Genomic DNA, 19,579 nt, shown 5'->3' with positions numbered 1-19,579 from the left:
GGGCACCGCCGCGGGCGCGGCCCCGCACACCGAGCCGGGCCCTCGCTGAGCCGGGTGCGCCGCCCGAACGGCCCTGACCCGTGCGGGCGGCGCTGTCGCCGTCGTAGCGTTCGGCCATGCTTGTGTGGATCAACGGACCGTTCGGCGGCGGCAAGACACAGACCGCGTACGAACTCAGGAGACGGCTCCCCGGAAGCGTCGTATGCGATCCGGAGCACGTCGGCTTCGGCCTGCACCGCATGATGCCGCCGGTCCTGCGCGGCGACTTCCAGGACCTCAACTCCTGGCGGCAGGGCGTGCACGAGGTGCTCGAACTGGTCCTGGCCCGGCACGACGGCACGGTGATCGTACCGATGACGGTCGTCGAACCGGCGTACTTCCGGGAGACCGTCGGCCGCCTGCGGGACGATGGCCACCAGGTGCGGCACTTCGCCCTGCTGGCCGACCGGGAAACCGTGCTGCGACGCCTGCGCGAGCGCGGCTTCGGCCACGCCGCCCGTGTCCTCGGCGGCCGGCACGCGCCCCTGCGACGGGAGAGCTTCGCGGTCTCCGCGCTGGACCGCTGCCTGGCCCGACTGGTTCACCCGGAGTTCGCACAGCACCTGTGGACGGACCACCTGACGATCGCGCAGGTGGCAGACCGCATCGCCGCATCGACCGGCCTGCCGATCGAACCCGCCGACGGACGGCTGATCGGCACGCTGCGCCGCACCTGGACGGGCGTCAGGCACATCCGCTTCGACTAGGTTCGCCCAGCGTGGCCGCGTGCCCCCGGAGGCCGCGGCGCGGCTTCGGACGTCAGGGGCGCTCCGGGGTGGTGGTGGCGCGCGGTCCGGCGGTGAGGCGGGCGCGGAGTTCCTCCGGGTCGCTGACGCACCACAGGCCGCCGCCGCGGTTGCCCTCGCGGACCAGGTCGCGCAGGGCGGCGCTGGCGGCCGTGTGCGCGTCGATGTCACCGACGACGGCCAGGCCGACGCGGTACTGGGCGAACTTCTGCGTCACCTCCCCGGCGGCGCCGGTGCGCAGCCGGAAGAAGTCCTCGTGGAAGCGGCTGACCGGGACGGCGGCCCAGGAGGCGTCTGCGCCGAACGCCGCGCCGAGCACGTCGAGCGCGTCCTGGGTGCCGCGGATCAGGGGGCCGTCGGCCGCGCACAGCAGCACGGTGACGTTCCCCATGCGCTCGACCCGGTCGGTGGTTGTGCTGTCCGTCATGACCACTCCTCCGTCACCATGCTGAGAACCTGTAGCGCGCCGGCGACCCGCACCGGGCCGCCCAGCAGGACGATTCGTGCCGTGGCCCGTTCCTCGTCGTAGGCCGTGTGGATCTGGAGCGACCCCTCGCCGCTCTCGTGGTGCGCGACGGCGGCGCCGAGCAGGACGTCGATGCGGTGCACCGTCTCCGGGGAGACCGCGTCCAGGTGCACCGTCGCGGACACCTCCGCGCGCGGACTGCGACGGACGTCGTCGCCGACCGGTGGGGGCGCCGAGCGGCCGGTGAAGGTCTCCACGTCCTCGGCGGTGATGCGGTACCGCTTGCCGACCCGCGTCGCCGTCAGCCGTCCGTCGCGGATGTAGCCGCGCACCGTCTTCGGATGCAGGCCGAGGATCTCGGCCACCTGGTCGACGGTGTAGAGCCGCCTGTCGTCCACCTACCCACCGACCTTCTCTAAAGTGCCATAGAATTCCCTGAAAGATAACAGATAGGGAAGTAGAGGGAAGGAAAGGGAGTGCATGAGGAAGGGAGAGCGTGCTCCGGCGGCCTACGGCGTGACCGGCTCGGGCGCTCTCATGCCTTCGGGTGCGGTCGGTTCTCGGCCAGCCAGCGTTCGGCGTAGGCGACGGCATCGGGTAGCGGGAAGAGGCGGACCCGGGCCGCGCCCACCGTGCCGCGCACCACCGGCCGGTCGCGTTCGAAGGCCGCGCCCAGTGCGGCGAAGTCCTCCTCGTTGACGGAGGTGTCCCGAACGGTGTGCCAGCGGCGGCCCTGTGGGGTCAGCACCGCGAAGGAGTTGTCGAAGCGCGTCGCGGGGATGCGGTGTTCGGCCAGGTGGAAGGCGGTACAGGAGTCGAAGCCCGTGCCCAGCAGGAGGACGTGGGCGCCGAGCTGTTCCAGCCGGGCGAGCGGACTCCGCTCGCCGAGGGCGCAGTCCCACGGATGGCCGTCCACGACGGCGGCGGCACGGGGGCCGATCGCCGCGAAGGACGACTGCGGGTGCGCGCTGCGCGCGGCGCCGGGCCAGTTCCGCGCCGCCTCGGGAACGGCACCCATGCCGAAGGTGGGTGTGGTGCGCGGGTCGTACGCCGGCATGGAGGCCCGGATGTCGGCCCACCACGCCCGCGGCACGGGTGGGTTGACCCAGCCCGCCGGGTCGGAGTTGTCGCCGGAGTGGGTGGGGACGACGAGCGTGCCGGCCTCTCCGAGCACGTCGAGCAGCGCCCGCACGACGGTGGCGGCACCCCCGCACACCCAGCCGATCGAGCTGAGCGAGGTGTGCACGAGCACCGTCCCGCCCGGGCGCAGCCCGAGGCCCCGCAGGTCGCGGGTGAGCGTGTCGCGGGTGCACAGGGGCCCGGTCGGGGCGCTGGTTGCCATGGCTGGGGAGTGTGCCCGGCAGGGCCGTCGCCCCGCCAGCGGATTTTCGGCACGGGCCGCGGGTGGGAACGACGCACCCGGCGTCCACCCAGTGTCCGCTGAGCGGTCACTCAACACCGTTATGCGCGGACTCTATTGACAGCTCCCCCGCCACACCCGAGCATCATGCCCACGTCAACCCGACCGGGAGTCTCCCATGGTTGCTCACCCCCCGCACCTCGCCTTACGAAGAGCAGCACGCCGCCGCGCACCGCTGGCCACCGGCCTGGTCGCCGTGCTCGCCGGCGGCCTGCTCGCCACCGCGCCCGCGGCCACCGCGACGCCGGCAACGCAGGCCCCGCAGGCCGCCACCTCGGCGGCGAGCGTCGCTGCACCCGACATCCCCCTGGCCAACCTCAAGGGGCACCTGACCCAGTTCCAGTCCATCGCCAACTCCAACGGCGGAAACCGGGCCCACGGCCGCCCGGGGTACCTGGCGTCGATCAACTACGTCAAGGGAAAGCTGGACGCGGTCGGATACCGGACCACCGTCCAGCAGTTCACCACGAGCGGCGCGACCGGCTACAACCTGATCGCCGAGTGGCCGGGCGGCGACCCGAACCAGGTCCTGATGGCCGGAGGGCACCTGGACTCGGTGTCCAGCGGAGCCGGCATCAACGACAACGGCTCCGGCTCCGCAGCCGTGCTGGAAACCGCGCTGGCCGTCGCCCGCGCCGACCTCGAACCCACCAAGCAGCTGCGTTTCGCCTGGTGGGGAGCGGAGGAACTGGGCCTGATCGGCTCCCGGTACTACGTCAACAACCTGCCCAGTTCGGAACGGGCCAAGATCGACGGTTACCTCAACCTCGACATGGTGGCCTCACCCAACCCGGGCTACTTCGTCTATGACGACGACCCGGAGCTGGAGGGCGTCTTCAAGGACTGGTACGCCGCCCGGGGCATCCCCACCGAGATCGAGACCGAGGGTGACGGACGCTCCGACCACGCCTCGTTCAAGAACGCGGGCATCCGGGTCGGCGGTCTCTTCACCGGTGCCGGCCGCACCAAGTCCTCCGCGCAGGCCCAGAAGTGGGGAGGCACCGCGGGTCAGGCCTTCGACCGCTGCTACCACTCCTCCTGCGACACCACGGCGAACATCAACGACACCGCGCTGGACCGCAACAGCGACGCGCTGGCCCACGCCATCTGGACCCTCGGTCAGGGCCCGGGCACCCCGCCCGGCGGTGACGAGTACGAGAACACCGACGACCTGGCGATCCCGGACAACGGCCCGGCCGTCACCTCCTCGATCAACGTGACCGGACGCACCGGCAACGCGCCCACCGACCTCAAGGTCACCGTCGACATCCGCCACACCTACCGCGGCGACCTCGTCCTCGACCTCGTCGGACCCGGCGGCACCACCTACCGCCTGAAGAACTCCTCCAACGACTCCGGCGACAACCTCAACACCACCTACACCGTCAACGCCTCCACCCAGACCGCCAACGGCACCTGGCGCCTCCGCGTCCAGGACGTCTACTCCCGCGACACCGGCACCCTCAACAGCTGGAAACTCACCTTCTGACCCAACCCGGCCGGGCGCCATCCCGCTCTGAGCGCGCCCCCGTCGGGTGCGCCCCCAGCCCCCTGCGTCCGGCCCAACGGACGCAGGGGGCTGGTTCATCGAGTCGGACGGGCTCGCCGGCCGGGCGACGGGGCCGGAGTCAGCCGAGACAGCTCCGCACGGCCCGCGCATAGGCCTCGGAGCGGTCGGAGCCGATGAGGCCGGGGCCCATCCGGTTCATGACGTAGCTGACGGTCGTCCGGCTGTCGAGATCCATCATGATGAGCGATCCGCCCCAGCCGCCCCAGTAGCAGGCGCGACCCTGCGGCGCGTAGGGAACGGTCTCCGTCTCGGGCAGCGCGTAGCCGATGCCGAAGCGCAGTGGCACGCCGAGCACCAGGTCGGTGCCGTGGCTCTGCTCGTCGAAGACGAGGTCGATCGTCTCCGGGGAGAGCACCCGTATCCCGTCGACGCTTCCGCCCAGCGTCAGTGTCCTCAGCATGCGGGCGACCGACCGGGCGTTGCCGTGACCGTTGGCCGCACCGATGTCGGCACGGCGCCAGGCGGGCGTGTTGGCCGTCTCGGCGTCCAGCGGCGGTCCCGTGAGGGTCTTGCGGGCGGGGTTGTCCTCGTCGAACACGGTGAGATCGAACCCGAGCGGAGGCGGCGGCACCACCGGCGCGATCCGCTCCCAGTCGGCTTCCGCCGCACCGATCTGGAAGTCGGCGCCGAGCGGACCCGCCAACTCCTCGGCCACGAAGGCCCGGAGCGGTCGGCCGGTCACCCGTCGCACCAACTCCCCGATGAGATGTCCCTGGTTGACGGCGTGGTACCCGGACGCGGTGCCCGGCTCCCACCAGGGCCGCTGCGCGGCGAGGCGCCGGGTCGAGAGGTCCCAGTCGTACAGGTCCTCCACGGCGAAGGGAGCCTCCCAGCCGGAGACCCCCGAGGTGTGGCTCAGCACGTGGCGGACCTCGATCCGCTCCTTGCCGTTCTCGGCGAACTCCGGCCAGTAGGCGGCGACAGGTGTGTACGGGTCGAGCTTCCCCCGGTCGACGAGCACCAGGGCGGCGAGCGCGGTGACCGCCTTCGTGGTCGACCAGACGTTGGTGAGCGTGTGCTCGCCCCAGGGTGTGCGGCGCCCGGTGTCGCACCAGCCGCCCCAGATGTCGACCACCGACCGGCCGTCGACGTCCACGGTGATGCTCGCGCCCAGTTCGTTGCCGGAGTCCAACTGGGCGGCCAGGGCTTCCCTCACCGGCTCGAAGCGTGCGTCGCAGTTCCCGAACGTGTCGGCCATGGAGCGGGCCCTCCCTGTGGTGAGGCTCGTCGCGCGTGGTGGGGCCGGAACGACGAAGGACACCCGCACCGCCGACGCCCCAGGCCCGCCGCGCCGGTGCGCGTCCGGCACACACGCCGCGCCGCGCCGACCTCGTTGCACGGTGCCACGACGGGAGTTGGGCGGCAAGACGACCAGTCGACCGACGGGGGGCGCCGGTCTCCGGTGGCCGGGCGGCGGACGTGTCGCCGGGCCGGGTCGTCCGGGTGTCATCCGCCTCCCGGCTCACCCTCGTCCCGTCGGGCTCGCAGGGCGCGTACCTTGTGCCGGTTGCCGCAGTGCTCCATCGAGCACCAGCGACGCCTGCCGGGACGTGGGGTGTCCACGAAGACCAGCAGGCAGTCGTCCGAGGCAGGCGGACTTCTGGGCGACCGCCCTGGAGTACGAGGTGGAGGATCACAGCGCGCACATCGCGCGTCTGCTGGAGATAGGCGTGATCGACGAGTCCCAGCTGGTACGACACGAAGGCCGCGCCGGCTTCCGGGACGCCGCCGCCCGCCCGCCGCCCGGATGACCCGTTCGAGGCGGACACCGGCACGGGCCTTGGCCGGCGCCTGCTGTTCCAGCGGTGCCGGAGGCGAAGACGGTCAAGAACCGCCTGCACATCGACGTCCCCTCCGGCCCGGGGGAACGTGAGCAGACGATGCACCGACTCCAGGCACTCGGCGCCACCGCCGCCCAACACACAAATAGGGCCGCCCGGTGAGTGGACGGTGCTGGCCGACCCTGAGGGCAACGAGTTCTGCGTCTCCTGAGGCAACGGCGAGGGAGCGAGAGGGCCGCCCCGGATCAGGGCGTCCAGGAGCCGTCCGGCTGACGCCCCCGCCACTCGGACAGCGGCCGGTCGGCGCGGGTCGCCGTGTCGCCCGCACGCGCCGCGACCCCGGCGCCCTGGGAGGGCGGCGGGGCCGGAGCGAGGACGGGCTCAGGACTGCCGGGTGGGTTCGGGCAGCCGTGTCAGGAGGTGGCGGAGCGGCAGGTCAGCTGCCGTTGGCGGCCTTGATCAGGCCCTCCTTGGTGACGGCGCCCGCGTAGACGCTGCCGTCGTCGGTGAGCAGCACGTTCACCAGTCGGGTGCTGAAGACCCGGCCGGTGCCGAACTCGCCCTTCGCCTTCTCGGAGAAGGAGTCCAGCAGCGCGTCGGCACGGCCCGCGTCGGGCTCGGGCGCCTTGCCGCGCTCGGTGCCGGAACCCTCGGCAGCGGAACCCTCGGGGGCCTTCAGCTCGATCACCGAGTTCCAGCCCTTGCCGATGACCCGGCTCTCCTCGGCGCCGTTCACCCCGGCGAGTTCGCCGAAGCCGAGCTCGTCCAGGTCCAGGCCGCCCAGGTCCAGCTCACCGGGGCCCTCGGTCGCCTTGCCGCCGTCCCCGTGCTTGCCCTGGCTGCCGTGCTCGAACTCGTCCGCCTCGGTGACGGTGGCGCCCTTCGGCGGCTTGAAGCTGAAGGTGTCCGCGGCGGGCTTGGTGAAGTCGACCTTGGTGAAGCCGGCTTCCACGATGGCCTTACCGCCGCCCTTGGGGGCGAGGGTGAACTTCAGCGGGGAGCCGTTCTCGGCGTCCACGGCGATCCGGATGGCCTCCACCGTGGAGTCCGGCGCGTCCTTGGGGCTGATGGCCAGCTGGTAGGCGTCCCGCCCGGCGACCCGGGTGGTGCCGTCCACTGTGACCTTCGTGGTGTCGTCCACCGCGTCCAGTGCCTGGCGGGCGGCCTCTGCCGGGTTGGCGTGCTCCAGCCCGCCGGTCGGCGAGTCCTCGGACGCCTTGCCTTCGGCGTCCGCGGGCGCCTTGGCGTGGTAGGCGGCGTTGCCGGCCCGGTCGTAGCCCCAGACCTCACCCTCGTTGTGCACGAGGAGGTACTCGCCCTCGCCCTTGCCGAGCACGATGCGCTGCTTGCCGGGGCCGTCCGCGGCGATCTGGAGGGTGTTCTCGCCGGAGGCGAGCTGCATCAGCCTGCTCGACGGGTCGGGGTCGCCACCGGCCTCCGGCGCGGACGACTCGGCCATGCCCTTCAGCAGCTCGACCGCCGCACCGTTCTGCATGCCGGGAAGCCCCAGGTCGGCACTGACCCGGACGGTGCCGGACACCTGCTGTACGTCCGACTTCGCGATCTTGGCGATGAGTTCTTCCGCGGAGATCTTCGGCAGGTCCGGGTCGCCGTTGTCGGCGAGCGCCGGCACCAGGCCGATGCTGGCGACGGCGACACCTGCCACGGCCACCGGGACCACGTATCGCTTCGCCTTGTTGCTCTTTCGGGTCTCAGCCATGACTGCCCATCCTCCGTGCTGGCGGCACCCACCCCCGGCCGCCATCGACACCGGTTTCTCGGTGCGGGGTGGTGGTTCAATAACACCAAACCACACGCGGCGGGGCGTCAACCAGCGGGGGCGAACCGGGTAATCCCACGGGATGACATCGCGGAGCTTTCACCACCACCGGCCCCTAGGGGTTCCACCCGGTCACGGGGGCCACGGAGCGAGGCCACACGCCCCCGCTTGCCCCACACCCAGCGCCCCGCAGCCACACACCCCGCACCCCGCGCCCGGCCCCGACCCGGTCGTCAGCCGGCGCGGTGCACCACGGTGTCGCAGAGTTCCGCGAGTGCTTCCTTCGCCCCGCAGTCGGGTAGCGGCTGGAGTGCCTCCCGCGCCTGGTCGGCGTAGCGCACGGTGTCCCGGCGGGCCTGCTGGAGCGCCGGGTGGGCGCGCAGGCCGGCCAGTGCCTCGGCGTGCCGGGCGTCGTCGGTGAGATCGCCGTCGAGCAGCGCGCACAGTGCCCGGTCGTCGGCGGAGCCGCCCTGGGCGGCCATGGCGCGCAGGTGCAGCACCGGGAGGGTGGGCACGCCCTCCCGCAGGTCGGTTCCGGGGGTCTTGCCGGACTCGTGGGAGTCGCTGGCGATGTCCAGGACGTCGTCCGCGAGCTGGAAGGCGGTGCCGATGCGCTCCCCGTACTGGGTGAGCACGTCGACGGTGCGTTCGTCGGCGCCGGCCATGAGTGAGCCGAACCGGCCGGAGACGGCGATCAGCGAGCCCGTCTTGCCGGCGACGACCTCGAGGTAGTGGTCGATGGGGTCGGCGTTCTCCCGCGGCCCGGCCGTCTCCAGGATCTGGCCGGTGACCAGGCGCTCGAAGGCCTCCGCCTGGACGCGCACGGCCTCGGGGCCGAGTTCGGCGAGGATGTGCGAGGCGCGGGCGAAGAGGAAGTCCCCGGTGAGCACGGCGACCGAGTTGCCCCAGTTGACGTTGGCGCTGGGCACGCCGCGGCGCACGTCGGCCTCGTCCATCACGTCGTCGTGGTAGAGCGTCGCGAGGTGGGTCAGTTCGACGACGACGGCGGACGGCACGATGCCGGGGGCGTGGGGGTCGCCGAACTGGGCGGCGAGCATCGCCAGCAGCGGCCGGAACCGTTTGCCGCCGGCCCGCACCAGGTGCTGGGCGGCTTCGGTGATGAACGGCACGCTGCTCTTGGTGGCTTCGAACAACCCCTCTTCGACGGCCGCCAGACCGGCCTGGACATCGGCTTCCAGAGCCTGGTCCCGCACGCTCAGCCCCAAGGGCCCGACGACGGTCACGAGGGGGTCTCCTGTCTGCGGACAATCACTCAGCTGGTCACTGCGTCGCTGCCACCATCACGGGCAGCGTATCCGGTCACATGACGATCACGTCAGGCACGTCCCTCGATAGCCTGGGCGCGGCCGAGACCGGCGACGACCTCGAAGGCGAGGGCACCACCCCATGTCAGCAGCGAACCGTCTCATTCTTCCCGAAGACCATCTTTTCGGGCAGCACAATCTTCCCTACGGCGTCTTCAGCACGGCCGACACCCCTGGCCGGCGGCGCATCGGGATCCGCTACGGCGATCACGTACTCGACCTCGGCGCGGCGGCGGAGCTGTTCGCGTCGCCGCACGCGGACCTGTTGGCCGCGGACACCCTCAACCCGCTGCTGGCGGCGGGACGCGCGGTGTGGACGGCGGTGCGCACCGACGCGCGGCTGTGGCTGACGTCGGCGGCGGACCGGGAGCGGGTGGGTGAGCTGCTGGTGCCGCTGGCCGACGCCACCATGCACCTGCCGTTCGAGGTAGCCGACTACGTCGACTTCTACGCCAGTGAGCACCACGCCACCAACGTGGGCCGGATCTTCCGGCCGGACGGCGAGCCGCTCACGCCGAACTGGAAGCACCTGCCGATCGGCTACCACGGCCGGGCGGGCACCGTCGTGGTGTCGGGGACGGAGGTGCGGCGCCCCAGCGGTCAGCGCCGTCCGCCGGCCGATCCCGGCGCCGCGGTGCGTCCGGTGTTCGGTCCGTCGCAGCGGCTGGACATCGAGGCGGAGGTCGGCTTTGTGGTCGGCACGCCGTCGTCGCTGGGTGAGCCGGTGCCGCAGTCGGCGTTCCGCGAGCACGTCTTCGGTGTGTGCCTGCTCAACGACTGGTCGGCCCGGGACATCCAGGCGTGGGAGTACGTGCCGCTCGGCCCGTTCCTGGGCAAGTCGTTCGCCACGTCGGTGTCGGCGTGGGTGACGCCGCTGGAGGCGCTGGACTCGGCGCGGACGGCGCCGCCGGAGCGCAGCAACGCGCTGCTGGAGTACCTGGACGACGCGGAGCTGGAGCCCGGCGGCTTCGATCTGCGGATCAGTGTGTCGCTCAACGGCCACACGATCGCCGAACCGCCGTTCTCGGCGATGTACTGGACCGCGGCGCAGCAGCTGGCGCACATGACCGTCAACGGCGCGTCACTGCGAACGGGTGATCTCTTCGCGTCGGGAACGGTCAGCGGTCCGGAGCCGCACCAGCGCGGTTGCCTGCTGGAGCTGACCTGGTCCGGACGGGACGCCGTCGAACTCCCCGAGGGGAAGCGGACGTTCCTGGAGGACGGCGACGAGGTGGTGCTGACCGCCTGGGCGCCGGGTCCCGACGGCGCCCGGGTCGGCCTGGGAGAGGTGTCCGGGCGCATCGCCTGCTAGCTTGACCGCCATCTCTAACCGGCCTTCACCGGCCCTTCACCGACGACCGAGGAGAAGCACGTGCGCACGTCAGCGCGTTACACGGGGGCGGTCGCCGTCATGGCGGCCGTGCTGCTCATGAGCGGTTGCGGAAGCAGCAGCGAGGACGAGGGCGCGAAGGACGAGAAGCCGCCCGCCTCGGAGGGGGGCGGCGAGGAGGCCGCGGCCCAGCCGGGTTCGGTGCAGGGCATCTGGAACGCGACGGTCGACGGCAAGGACGTCGTGCTGTCCGTGCTGGGTGACGGCGCGACGCTGCTGCGGGGCGACATGGCCTGCACCGGCCGGGTCACCGACGCGGGTCAGCCGTCGCTGACCCTGAAGTGCCCCGACGGCAGCGGTGAGGAGCGCACCAACGGGACCGTCGACGGCATCGAGGGCAAGGAGATGAAGGTGACCTGGAACGGCGGTGACACGGACACCTTCGTGAAGGTCGCCGACGCGCCCAAGGACGCCCCGACGGATCTGAGCGACCTGGAGAACCTCATCCCCAAGGGCTGAGGCCAGGCATGACAGGACCGGGTCGCCGTCAGCGGACGAACACCCCCGCCTGGGAGGCCAGGTCGAGGAAGTACTGCGGTGCGACGCCCAGTACCAGGGTCACGACGACGGCCACGCCGATGGTGACGCTGGTGAAGCTGCTGGGGATGGCGACCGTCGGGCCGTCCGCGCGGGGCTCGCTGAAGAACATCAGCACGATGACGCGGACGTAGAAGAACGCGGCGATCGCGGAGGCGATGACGCCGACCACGACCAGTGCGCCCGCGCCGCCTTCGGCCGCCGCCTTGAACACCGCGAACTTGCCGGCGAAGCCGGAGGTGAGCGGGATGCCGGCGAAGGCGAGCAGGAAGAGGGCGAAGACGGCGGCGACGAGCGGTGAGCGCCTGCCCAGTCCGGCCCACTTCGACAGGTGGGTGGCCTCTCCCCCGGAGTCGCGGACCAGTGTCACCACGGCGAACGCGCCGAGGGTGACGAAGGAGTACGCGAGCAGGTAGAAGAGCACCGAGGAGATGCCCTCCGGTGAGGTGGCGACGACGCCGGCCAGGATGAAGCCGGCGTGCGCGATGGAGGAGTAGGCGAGCAGCCGCTTCACGTCGGTCTGGGTGATGGCGACGATCGCGCCGATCAGCATGGACGCGATGGCCACGCCCCACACGATCGGCTGCCAGTCCCAGCGCAGGCCGGGCAGCACCACGTAGAGCAGCCGCAGCAGGGCGCCGAACGCGGCGACCTTGGTGGCGGCGGCCATGAAGCCGGTGACGGGGGTCGGGGCGCCCTGGTAGACGTCGGGGGTCCACATGTGGAAGGGGACGGCGCCGACCTTGAACAGCAGGCCCATCATCACCATGGCGCCGCCGATCAGCAGCAGCGCGTCGTTGCCCATGGCGGCGGCGAGCGCCGGGTCGGGGCTGGCGACGGTGCCGTCCACGACCCGGGCGATGCCCGCGTAGTCGACGGTGCCGGCGTAGCCGTAGAGCAGCGCGATGCCGAAGATGAGGAACGCCGAGGAGAAGGCGCCGAGCAGGAAGTACTTGACCGCCGCCTCCTGCGAGAGCAGCCGCCGGCGGCGGGCCAGCGCGCAGAGCAGGTAGAGCGGCAGCGAGAAGACCTCGAGCGCGATGAACAGCGTCAGCAGGTCGTTGGCGGCCGGGAAGATCATCATGCCGCCGACCGCGAAGAGCAGCAGCGGGAAGATCTCGGTGGTGGTCCAGCCGGCCTTGGTCGCGGCCTGCTCGCCCTCGCCGCCGGGTACCGAGGCGGGTTGGGCGGCGAAGGAGTCCACCCGCGCGCCGTGCGCGACGGGTTCCAGTTTGCGTTCGGCGAAGGTGAAGACGGAGGCCAGCGCGACCAGCAGGATGATGCCCTGGAGGAACAGCGCGGGGCCGTCGACGGCGATGGAGCCGAGGCCGACCACCGCGGCCTTCCCCGTGGCGTGGCCGCCGGCGGCGAGGCCGACGACGGCCGCGAAGCTGCCGGCGAGGGCGAGCGCGGCGAGTCCTACCTGGGCGGGGTAGCGGACGTTCCGCGGTGCGAACGCCTCGACCAGGATGCCGAGCACGGCGACGCCGAGCACGATCAGGGCCGGGGACAGCTGGACGTATTCGATCGAGGGCGTGCCCGACGCCGGCGCGCTGCTCGTCCACAGACTGTGGACGGATGCCGCGATCTGGTCGGTGCTCGTTGGGGCACTCACTTCGCCGCCTCCACCTCTGGCTCGGGGTCGGTCTTCTGCACATCCGACAGGGTGTGCTCAACCGCCGGGTTGACGATCTCGGTCAGCGGCTTCGGGAAGACCCCGAGGACGATCAGCAGGGCGATCAGCGGCGCGACCACGGCGAGTTCGCGGGGCCGCAGGTCGGGCATGGACGCGATCTCCGGCTTCTCGACCGGCCCGGTCATGGTCCGCTGGTACAGCAGCAGGACGTACAGGGCCGCCAGCACGATGCCCGCGGTGGCGACGATGCCGGCCGCCGGGTAGCGGCTGAAGGTGCCCACCAGGACGAGGAACTCGCTGACGAAGGGGGCGAGTCCGGGCAGCGACAGGGTGGCGAGTCCGCCGACGAGGAAGGTGCCGGCGAGTACCGGTGCGACCTTCTGCACCCCTCCGTAGTCCGCGATGAGCCGCGAGCCGCGCCGGGAGATGAGGAAGCCGGCGACGAGCATCAGGGCGGCGGTGGAGAGGCCGTGGAAGACCATGTACAGCGTCGCGCCGCTCTGGCCCTGGCTGGTCATCGCGAAGATGCCCAGCACGATGAAGCCGAAGTGGGAGATCGACGCGTACGCCACCAGGCGTTTGATGTCGCGCTGGCCGACGGCGAGCAGCGCGCCGTAGATGATGCTGACCAGCGCCAGCGTGATCACCACCGGGGTCGCCCAGGCGCTCGCCTCGGGGAAGAGGCCGAGGCAGAACCGCAGCATCGCGAAGGTGCCGACCTTGTCGACGACCGCGGTGATCAGTACCGCGACGGGTGAGGTGGCCTCGCCCATGGCGTTGGGCAGCCAGGTGTGCAGCGGCCACAGCGGCGCCTTGATCGCGAAGGCGAGGAAGAAGCCGAGGAACAGCAGCCGTTCCATGCCGGTGCCCATGGTCAGCTCGCCGGCGGCGCGGGCCTCGGTGATCTGCTGGAGGGAGAACGTGCCCTCGCCGAGCTGGTCGGCGGTGACGACGTAGAGGCCGATGACGGCGGCCAGCATGACGAGGCCGCCGGCCAGGTTGTAGAGCAGGAACTTGACCGCGGCGTAGCTGCGCTGCTTGGCGCCGTCCTCCTCGCCGCCCGCGTGGGCGCGGTCGCCGAAGCCGCCGATGAGGAAGTACATCGGGATGAGCATGGCTTCGAAGAAGATGTAGAAGAGGAAGACGTCGGTGGCGGCGAAGGAGATGATCACCATCGCCTCGACCATCAGGATCAGCGCGAAGAAGCCCTGCGTGGGCCGCCACCGCCGGTTCGTCCCGCCCGCGTCCTCGGCGTCGTCGGCGTCGGCGTCGGCGTCGGCGTCGTTCCAGCCGGCGCCGATGACGAACGGGATGAGCAGCGCGGTCAGCGCGATCATCGCCACGCCGATGCCGTCGGCGCCCAGTTCGTAGCGGACGCCGAAGTCGGCGATCCACGCGTGGGACTCGGTCAGCTGGTAGCGGTCACCGCCGGGGTCGAAGCGGATCAGCACCACCGCGGCGAGCACCAGCGTCGCGAGTGACACCAGCAGTGCCAGCCACTTGGCGGCGGACCGCTTCGCGGCGGGCACGGCAGCGGTGGCGACCGCGCCGAGGGCGGGCAGCACGGCTGTCGCCGTGAGCAGGGGAAAGGTGGAAGCAGACATGAATCAGACCGCCCTCATCAGCAGGGTGGCAGCGATCAGGAGCGCCGCACCGCCGAACATCGAGACCGCGTAACTGCGGGCGAAGCCGTTCTGGACGCGTCGCAGCCGGCCGGACAGCCCACCGAACCCGGCGGCGGTGCCGTTGACGACACCGTCGACGAGTTTGTGGTCGACGTAGACGAGGCTGCGGGTGAGGTGCTCGCCGCCGCGGACCAGCACGACGTGGTTGACGTCGTCCTGGAGCAGGTCGCGTCGGGCCGCTCGGGTGAGCACGCTGCCGCGCGGGGCGACCACGGGGACGGGGCTGCGCCCGTACTGGAGCCAGGCCACGCCGACACCGACGAGCAGCACGACGACGGTGAGCGAGGTGATGACCGGGACGCTCAGCGGCGGGTGTCCGTGCTCGTAGGCGGTGACGGGTTCCAGCCAGTTGACGAAGGCGTCGTTCAGCTTGAACAGGCCGCCGGCGAAGACCGAGCCGAAGGCGAGCACCACCATGGGGATGGTCATGGACTTCGGCGACTCGTGCGGGTGCGGCTCGTTGCCCTGGGCGTCGGGCTGCCAGCGCTTCTCGCCGAAGAACGTCAGGATCATCACGCGCGTCATGTAGTAGGCGGTGATGGCCGCGCCGAGCAGGGTGACGAGGCCCAGGATCCAGCCCTGGGTGCCGCCCTTGGCGAAGGCCGCCTCGATGATGGCGTCCTTGGAGAAGAAGCCGGAGAGGCCGGGGAAGCCGATGATGGCGAGGTAGCCGAGCCCGAAGGTGACGAAGGTGACCGGCATGTACTTGCGCAGGCCGCCGTACTTGCGCATGTCGACCTCGTCGTTCATGCCGTGCATGACGGAGCCGGCGCCGAGGAACAGCCCGGCCTTGAAGAAGCCGTGCGTGACGAGGTGCATGATCGCGAAGGCGTAGCCGATCGGGCCGAGGCCGGCGGCGAGCACCATGTAGCCGATCTGCGACATGGTCGAGCCGGCGAGCGCCTTCTTGATGTCGTCCTTGGCGCAACCGATGATCGCACCGAACAGCAGCGTGACGGCGCCGACGGCGACCACCACGGTCTGCGCGTCGGGTGCGGCGTTGAAGATCGCTCCGGAGCGGGTGATGAGGTAGACGCCGGCGGTGACCATCGTCGCCGCGTGGATCAGGGCGGAGACCGGGGTCGGGCCCTCCATGGCGTCGCCCAGCCAGGACTGGAGTGGTACCTGGGCGGACTTGCCGCACGCGGCGAGCAGCAGCATCAGGCCGATCGCGGTGAGCGTGCCCTCGCTCGCCTCGGTGGCGCTGCCGAGCACGGGGGTGAAGGCGAAGGTGCCGAAGGTGGTGAACATGAGGAAGATGGCGATGGCCAGTCCCATGTCGCCGACCCGGTTGACCAGGAACGCCTTCTTCGCGGCGGTGGCCGCGCTGGGCTTGTGCTGCCAGAAGCCGATCAGCAGGAACGAGGCGAGGCCGACGCCCTCCCAGCCGACGTACAGCAGCAGGTAGTTGTCGGCGAGGACGAGCAGCAGCATCGCCGACAGGAACAGGTTGAGATAACCGAAGAAGCGGCGGCGGCGCTCGTCGTGCTCCATGTAGCCGATCGAGTAGATGTGGATCAGGGTGCCCACACCGGTGATCAGCAGCACGAAGGTCATCGACAGCTGGTCCAGCTGGAAGGCGACGTCCGCCTGGAAGTCGGCCACCGGCACCCAGCTGAACAGGTGCTGGTGCAGGGCGCGGTCGTCCCCGCCGCGGCCGAGCATGTCGGCGAAGAGCACGCCGGCGATGACGAAGGACGCGCCGGCCAGCACGGTGCCGAGCCAGTGCCCGATCCCGTCCAGCCTTCGCCCGCCGCACAGCAGGACGGCCGCGCCGAGCAGCGGCGCCGCGACGAGCAGTCCGATCAATGACTCCACTGGTTCGTACCCCTTACAGCTTCATCAGGCTGGCGTCGTCGACCGAGGCCGAGTGGCGGGAGCGGTAGAGCATCACGATGATCGCCAGTCCCACCACGACCTCCGCGGCGGCGACGACCATGACGAAGAACGCCATGACCTGACCGTCGAGGTTGCCGTGCATGCGGGAGAAGGAGACCAGGGTGAGGTTGGCCGCGTTCAGCATCAGCTCGACGCTCATGAAGACCACGATGGCGTTCCGCCGGATCAGCACGCCGGAGGCGCCGATGGTGAACAGCAGGGCGGCCAGGTACAGGTAGTTCACCGGGTTCACTTGCCGGCCTCCTCGGCGGGCGTCTGCCCGTGGTACTCGGCGGTGCGCCGTTCCAGGGCCGCGAGTTCGGCCAGCCGCTCGGGGCTGATCTCCCGGACCTGGCCGCGTTCGCGGAGCGTGGGGTTGACGGTCAGCTCGGACGGGGTGCCGTCGGGCAGCAGACCGGGCTGGTTGACGCCGTTGTGCCGGGCGTAGACGCCGGGCGCGGGCAGCGGCGGCAGTTGCTTGCCGGCGCGGACGCGGGCTTCGGCCTGCTCACGCTGCGAGGCGGGCTTCTCGATGCGCTCCCGGTGGGTGAGCATCGTGGCGCCGACCGCTGCGACGGTGAGCAGCACGCCGGTGATCTCGAAGGCGACGACGTACTCGGTGAACAGCTTCTCGGCGATGCCCGGCACGTTGCCGCCGTGTGCGGCGTTGGCTTCGGCGAGGCCGGTGAAGGTGCCCAGCGAGGCCTGGCCGATACCGGCGATGAGCAGCATCGCAAGGCCGACCGCGCAGAGCACGGCCATCCAGCGCTGCCCCTTGAGGGTTTCCTTCAGTGAGTCGGCGGCGCTGACGCCGACCAGCATCAGTACGAAGAGGAACAGCATCATGACCGCGCCGGTGTAGACGACGATCTGCACGATGCCCAGGAAGTAGGCGCCGTTGGCGAGGTAGAAGACGGCGAGCACGATCATGGTTCCGGCGAGGCAGAGCGCGGAGTGGACCGCGCGCCGCAGCAGGACGGTGCCGAGTGCGCCGGCGACGGCGAAGGCGCCCAGTACGTAGAACTGGACGGCCTCCGCTGTGGAGGTGGTGGCTGCCAGCAGGTCGGGGCCGGTGGCGAGTGCGGTGCTCACTTGTCGTTCACCGCCTCGGCGGCCGGCGCGGTGGTCGGCTCGGGGGCGGGTTCGGCGGCCGGCTCGTCCGCGCCGAAGGTGTCGGCGGACGCCTGGGGCACGCCGCTGTCGGTGATGTCCTGCTGGACGGTGCCGGGGGCGGCCTCGGTGACGAGCCCGCTGTAGTAGTCCTTGTCGGTCATGCCGGGGAAGATCGCGTGCGGCGAGTCGACCATGCCCTCCTGGAGGCCGACGAGCAGCTCCTCCTTGGTGTAGATGAGCGACTCACGGGTGCGGTCGGCGAGTTCGTACTCGTTGGTCATGGTCAGTGCCCGGGTGGGGCACGCCTCGACGCACAGTCCGCACAGGATGCAGCGCAGGTAGTTGATCTGGTAGACGCGGCCGTAGCGCTCCCCGGGCGAGTAGCGCTCCTCCTCGGTGTTGTCGGCGCCCTCGACGTAGATGGCGTCGGCCGGGCAGGCCCAGGCGCACAGTTCGCAGCCGATGCACTTCTCCAGGCCGTCCGGGTGCCGGTTCAGCTGGTGGCGGCCGTGGAAGCGCGGCGCGGTGGGCTTCTTCTCCTCGGGGTACTGCTCGGTGAGCCGCTTCTTGAACATGGCCTTGAAGGTCACGCCGAAGCCGGCCACCGGGTTGAGGAATTCAGGCATCGTCGGACTCCTTGCTCTCGGCGCTCTCGGCATCGCGCGAGTCCCGGTCGCCGCCGGCTCCGGCCGGTACGGTGGCCGGCTGCTCGTGGCGGGACCTGCGGCGCGGTACCGCCGGCAGGCTCTGCCCCGGCAGCGGCGGCACGGGGTAGCCGCCCGCCATCGGGTCGAACTCGGGTTCGCCGGCTGCCTCCGCCTCGGCGGCGGTCCGGCGTTCCTCCCGGTCGCGGAAGATGTCCACGACGAAGGAGATCAGCAGCAGCGCGAGAATGCCGCCGGCGACCCACAGGATGATCTGGGTGAACTCGTAGCCCTCGTTGCGCATCGCCCGGACGGTGGCGACCATCATCAGCCACACCAGGGAGACGGGGATGAGGATCTTCCAGCCCAGCTTCATGAACTGGTCGTAGCGGACCCGCGGCAGGGTGCCGCGCAGCCAGACGAAGACGAACAGCAGCATGTTGAGCTTGATGACGAACCACAGCAGCGGCCACCAGCCCTCGTTGGCGCCCGGCCACCAGGTGGAGATGGGTGCCGGCGCACGCCAGCCGCCGAGGAACAGCGTCACGGCGAGCGCGGAGACGGTGACCATGTGGATGTACTCGGCGAGCATGAACATCGCGAACTTGATCGACGAGTACTCGGTGTTGAAGCCGCCGACGAGGTCGCCCTCGGACTCGGGCATGTCGAACGGCGCCCGGTGGGCCTCACCGACCATGGCGACCATGTAGATGAGGAACGACACGGGCAGCAGCACCGCGAACCAGGTGTCGCCCTGCGCGCCGACGATCGTCGAGGTGGACATCGAGCCGGAGTAGAGGAACACCGCGGCGAAGCTGAGGCCCATGGCGACCTCGTAGCTGATGATCTGGGCGGTGGCCCGCACGCCGCCGAGCAGCGGGTACGTCGAGCCGGACGACCAGCCGGCGAGCACGGTGCCGTAGGCGGCGATGGACGCGGTGGCGAGGATGTAGAGGATCGCCACCGGCATGTCGGTGAGCTGCATCGCGGTGCGGGTGCCGAAGATCGACACCTCGTTGCCGGGCGGACCGAAGGGGATGACGGCGATCGCCATGAAGGCCGGGATGGCGCCGAGGATCGGGGCCAGCACGTAGACGGCCTTGTCGGCGCCCTTGACGGTGACGTCCTCCTTCAGCATCAGCTTGATGCCGTCGGCGAGCGACTGGAGCATGCCCCAGGGGCCGTGCCGGTTGGGGCCGACCCGCAGCTGCATCCAGGCGACGACCTTGCGCTCCATGACGATGGAGATGAGCACGGTCACCATCAGGAAGGCGAAGCAGAAGACCGCCTTGACCAGGATCAGCCAGAACGGGTCGGTCCCGAACATGGACAGGTCCTCGGCGGCGAGGTGGACCGGGAAGCCGGGGATCCCCGCCTGGTTGACGCTCACGCTCGCACCTCCGGTGATGCTGCTTCGGTGTCGGTGCCGGGGTCGGCGGGGGCGCCGATCCGGACCAGCCCGCCGGGCTGCGCACCGGTGTCCGCGGCGACGCCGCCGCCGACGGAGTTGAGCGGCAGCCACACCACCCGGTCGGGCATGGGGGTGACGGCCAGCGGCAGCCGCACGGT

The 19,579-nt window shown here is 70.9% G+C and carries 19 protein-coding genes and 2 pseudogenes; 6 read left to right on the top strand and 15 right to left on the bottom strand.

Annotated features, from left to right (window positions below; all coding sequences use genetic code 11):
* Positions 1-116: 116 nt before the first annotated feature.
* Positions 117-746, top strand: a complete 630-nt coding sequence (locus ACYVE9_RS03235) for an AAA family ATPase (RefSeq protein WP_461026158.1) — start codon at positions 117-119, stop codon at positions 744-746.
* A 52-nt stretch (positions 747-798) separates the two neighbouring features.
* Here the strand turns inward: ACYVE9_RS03235 and ACYVE9_RS03230 are convergent, their stop codons facing one another.
* The 3 genes from ACYVE9_RS03230 to ACYVE9_RS03220 form a co-directional block, all read right to left on the bottom strand.
* Positions 799-1,212, bottom strand: coding sequence for a DUF4180 domain-containing protein (locus ACYVE9_RS03230; RefSeq protein WP_461026157.1), 414 nt, complete (start codon positions 1,210-1,212; stop codon positions 799-801).
* On the bottom strand, positions 1,209-1,649 hold the full coding sequence (locus ACYVE9_RS03225; RefSeq protein ID WP_461026156.1) for a helix-turn-helix domain-containing protein: 441 nt from the start codon (positions 1,647-1,649) through the stop codon (positions 1,209-1,211). Before ACYVE9_RS03225 ends, ACYVE9_RS03230 begins: the two co-directional genes overlap by 4 nt.
* 137 nt (positions 1,650-1,786) lie before the next feature.
* The gene (locus tag ACYVE9_RS03220; RefSeq protein WP_461026155.1) at positions 1,787-2,593 is read right to left on the bottom strand and encodes an AAC(3) family N-acetyltransferase; all 807 of its coding nucleotides are present in this window, start codon (positions 2,591-2,593) and stop codon (positions 1,787-1,789) included.
* 196 nt (positions 2,594-2,789) lie between these two features.
* Here ACYVE9_RS03220 and ACYVE9_RS03215 point away from each other — a divergent pair, with 196 nt between their 5' ends.
* Positions 2,790-4,160, top strand: coding sequence for a M28 family metallopeptidase (locus ACYVE9_RS03215; protein WP_461026154.1), 1,371 nt, complete (start codon positions 2,790-2,792; stop codon positions 4,158-4,160).
* A 139-nt stretch (positions 4,161-4,299) separates the two neighbouring features.
* On the opposite strand, the gene ACYVE9_RS03210 is transcribed toward ACYVE9_RS03215, so the two are convergent.
* The gene (locus ACYVE9_RS03210; protein ID WP_461026153.1) at positions 4,300-5,439 is read right to left on the bottom strand and encodes a serine hydrolase domain-containing protein; all 1,140 of its coding nucleotides are present in this window, start codon (positions 5,437-5,439) and stop codon (positions 4,300-4,302) included.
* A 248-nt stretch (positions 5,440-5,687) separates the two neighbouring features.
* Positions 5,688-5,831, bottom strand: a pseudogene (locus tag ACYVE9_RS03205) (CGNR zinc finger domain-containing protein); the annotation flags it as partial.
* A 35-nt stretch (positions 5,832-5,866) separates the two neighbouring features.
* On the opposite strand from ACYVE9_RS03205, the gene ACYVE9_RS03200 reads away from it, so the two are divergent.
* The gene (locus ACYVE9_RS03200) at positions 5,867-5,992 is read left to right on the top strand and encodes a hypothetical protein (protein ID WP_461026152.1); all 126 of its coding nucleotides are present in this window, start codon (positions 5,867-5,869) and stop codon (positions 5,990-5,992) included.
* 54 nt (positions 5,993-6,046) lie between these two features.
* A complete protein-coding gene (locus ACYVE9_RS03195; RefSeq protein WP_461026151.1) occupies positions 6,047-6,184 on the top strand; it encodes a VOC family protein in 138 nt (45 codons plus the stop codon).
* A 274-nt stretch (positions 6,185-6,458) separates the two neighbouring features.
* Here the strand turns inward: ACYVE9_RS03195 and ACYVE9_RS03190 are convergent, their stop codons facing one another.
* Complete coding sequence (locus tag ACYVE9_RS03190; protein ID WP_461026150.1) at positions 6,459-7,742, bottom strand: LolA family protein; 1,284 nt, start codon at positions 7,740-7,742, stop codon at positions 6,459-6,461.
* A gap of 293 nt (positions 7,743-8,035) precedes the next feature.
* Entirely contained in the window at positions 8,036-9,046 is a 1,011-nt protein-coding gene (locus tag ACYVE9_RS03185; RefSeq protein ID WP_461026149.1) for a polyprenyl synthetase family protein, read from the bottom strand.
* A gap of 163 nt (positions 9,047-9,209) precedes the next feature.
* Here ACYVE9_RS03185 and fahA point away from each other — a divergent pair, with 163 nt between their 5' ends.
* Both fahA and ACYVE9_RS03175 read left to right on the top strand, forming a co-directional pair.
* Complete coding sequence (gene fahA, locus ACYVE9_RS03180; protein WP_461026148.1) at positions 9,210-10,439, top strand: fumarylacetoacetase; 1,230 nt, start codon at positions 9,210-9,212, stop codon at positions 10,437-10,439.
* Positions 10,440-10,499: 60 nt separating this feature from the next.
* On the top strand, positions 10,500-10,976 hold the full coding sequence (locus tag ACYVE9_RS03175; RefSeq protein WP_461026147.1) for a hypothetical protein: 477 nt from the start codon (positions 10,500-10,502) through the stop codon (positions 10,974-10,976).
* 28 nt (positions 10,977-11,004) lie between these two features.
* Here the strand turns inward: ACYVE9_RS03175 and nuoN are convergent, their stop codons facing one another.
* From nuoN to ACYVE9_RS03135, 8 genes and pseudogenes are all read right to left on the bottom strand, one after another.
* Positions 11,005-12,669 carry an NADH-quinone oxidoreductase subunit NuoN gene (gene nuoN, locus ACYVE9_RS03170; protein ID WP_461026146.1) on the bottom strand — a complete coding sequence of 555 codons (1,665 nt, stop codon included), beginning with the start codon at positions 12,667-12,669 and terminating at the stop codon, positions 11,005-11,007.
* Positions 12,666-14,294, bottom strand: coding sequence for an NADH-quinone oxidoreductase subunit M (locus ACYVE9_RS03165; protein WP_461026145.1), 1,629 nt, complete (start codon positions 14,292-14,294; stop codon positions 12,666-12,668). The genes nuoN and ACYVE9_RS03165 overlap by 4 nt, the downstream gene beginning before the upstream one ends.
* Before the next feature lie 3 nt (positions 14,295-14,297).
* Positions 14,298-16,193: an NADH-quinone oxidoreductase subunit L gene (gene nuoL / locus ACYVE9_RS03160; protein ID WP_461026144.1), complete on the bottom strand. Its 1,896-nt coding sequence runs from the start codon at positions 16,191-16,193 to the stop codon at positions 14,298-14,300.
* A gap of 13 nt (positions 16,194-16,206) precedes the next feature.
* Positions 16,207-16,506, bottom strand: a complete 300-nt coding sequence (nuoK, locus tag ACYVE9_RS03155; protein ID WP_461026143.1) for an NADH-quinone oxidoreductase subunit NuoK — start codon at positions 16,504-16,506, stop codon at positions 16,207-16,209.
* Positions 16,503-17,345, bottom strand: a complete 843-nt coding sequence (locus ACYVE9_RS03150) for an NADH-quinone oxidoreductase subunit J (RefSeq protein WP_461026142.1) — start codon at positions 17,343-17,345, stop codon at positions 16,503-16,505. Before ACYVE9_RS03150 ends, nuoK begins: the two co-directional genes overlap by 4 nt.
* Positions 17,342-17,992 (bottom strand): NADH-quinone oxidoreductase subunit NuoI, encoded by a 651-nt coding sequence (gene nuoI / locus ACYVE9_RS03145; RefSeq protein WP_461026141.1) that lies wholly within the window; start codon positions 17,990-17,992, stop codon positions 17,342-17,344. Before nuoI ends, ACYVE9_RS03150 begins: the two co-directional genes overlap by 4 nt.
* On the bottom strand, positions 17,985-19,337 hold the full coding sequence (nuoH, locus tag ACYVE9_RS03140) for an NADH-quinone oxidoreductase subunit NuoH (RefSeq protein WP_461026159.1): 1,353 nt from the start codon (positions 19,335-19,337) through the stop codon (positions 17,985-17,987). Before nuoH ends, nuoI begins: the two co-directional genes overlap by 8 nt.
* A 59-nt stretch (positions 19,338-19,396) precedes the next feature.
* Positions 19,397-19,579 (bottom strand): annotated as a pseudogene (locus ACYVE9_RS03135) (hypothetical protein); the annotation flags it as partial.

The organism is Streptomyces sparsus, from assembly GCF_054776295.1.
The sequence above is the reverse complement of the archived record's forward strand: the minus strand, read 5'-3'. Positions and strand labels throughout refer to the sequence as shown.

Coding starts and splice junctions, on each gene's coding strand:
- ACYVE9_RS03165 (WP_461026145.1), bottom strand. CDS start 14,294: ATGTCTGCTTCCACCTTTCCCCTGCTCACGGCGACAGCCGTGCTGCCC.
- ACYVE9_RS03215 (WP_461026154.1), top strand. CDS start 2,790: ATGGTTGCTCACCCCCCGCACCTCGCCTTACGAAGAGCAGCACGCCGC.
- nuoH (WP_461026159.1), bottom strand. CDS start 19,337: ATGTTCGGGACCGACCCGTTCTGGCTGATCCTGGTCAAGGCGGTCTTC.
- nuoI (WP_461026141.1), bottom strand. CDS start 17,992: ATGCCTGAATTCCTCAACCCGGTGGCCGGCTTCGGCGTGACCTTCAAG.
- ACYVE9_RS03190 (WP_461026150.1), bottom strand. CDS start 7,742: ATGGCTGAGACCCGAAAGAGCAACAAGGCGAAGCGATACGTGGTCCCG.
- ACYVE9_RS03220 (WP_461026155.1), bottom strand. CDS start 2,593: ATGGCAACCAGCGCCCCGACCGGGCCCCTGTGCACCCGCGACACGCTC.
- ACYVE9_RS03230 (WP_461026157.1), bottom strand. CDS start 1,212: ATGACGGACAGCACAACCACCGACCGGGTCGAGCGCATGGGGAACGTC.
- ACYVE9_RS03235 (WP_461026158.1), top strand. CDS start 117: ATGCTTGTGTGGATCAACGGACCGTTCGGCGGCGGCAAGACACAGACC.
- fahA (WP_461026148.1), top strand. CDS start 9,210: ATGTCAGCAGCGAACCGTCTCATTCTTCCCGAAGACCATCTTTTCGGG.
- ACYVE9_RS03210 (WP_461026153.1), bottom strand. CDS start 5,439: ATGGCCGACACGTTCGGGAACTGCGACGCACGCTTCGAGCCGGTGAGG.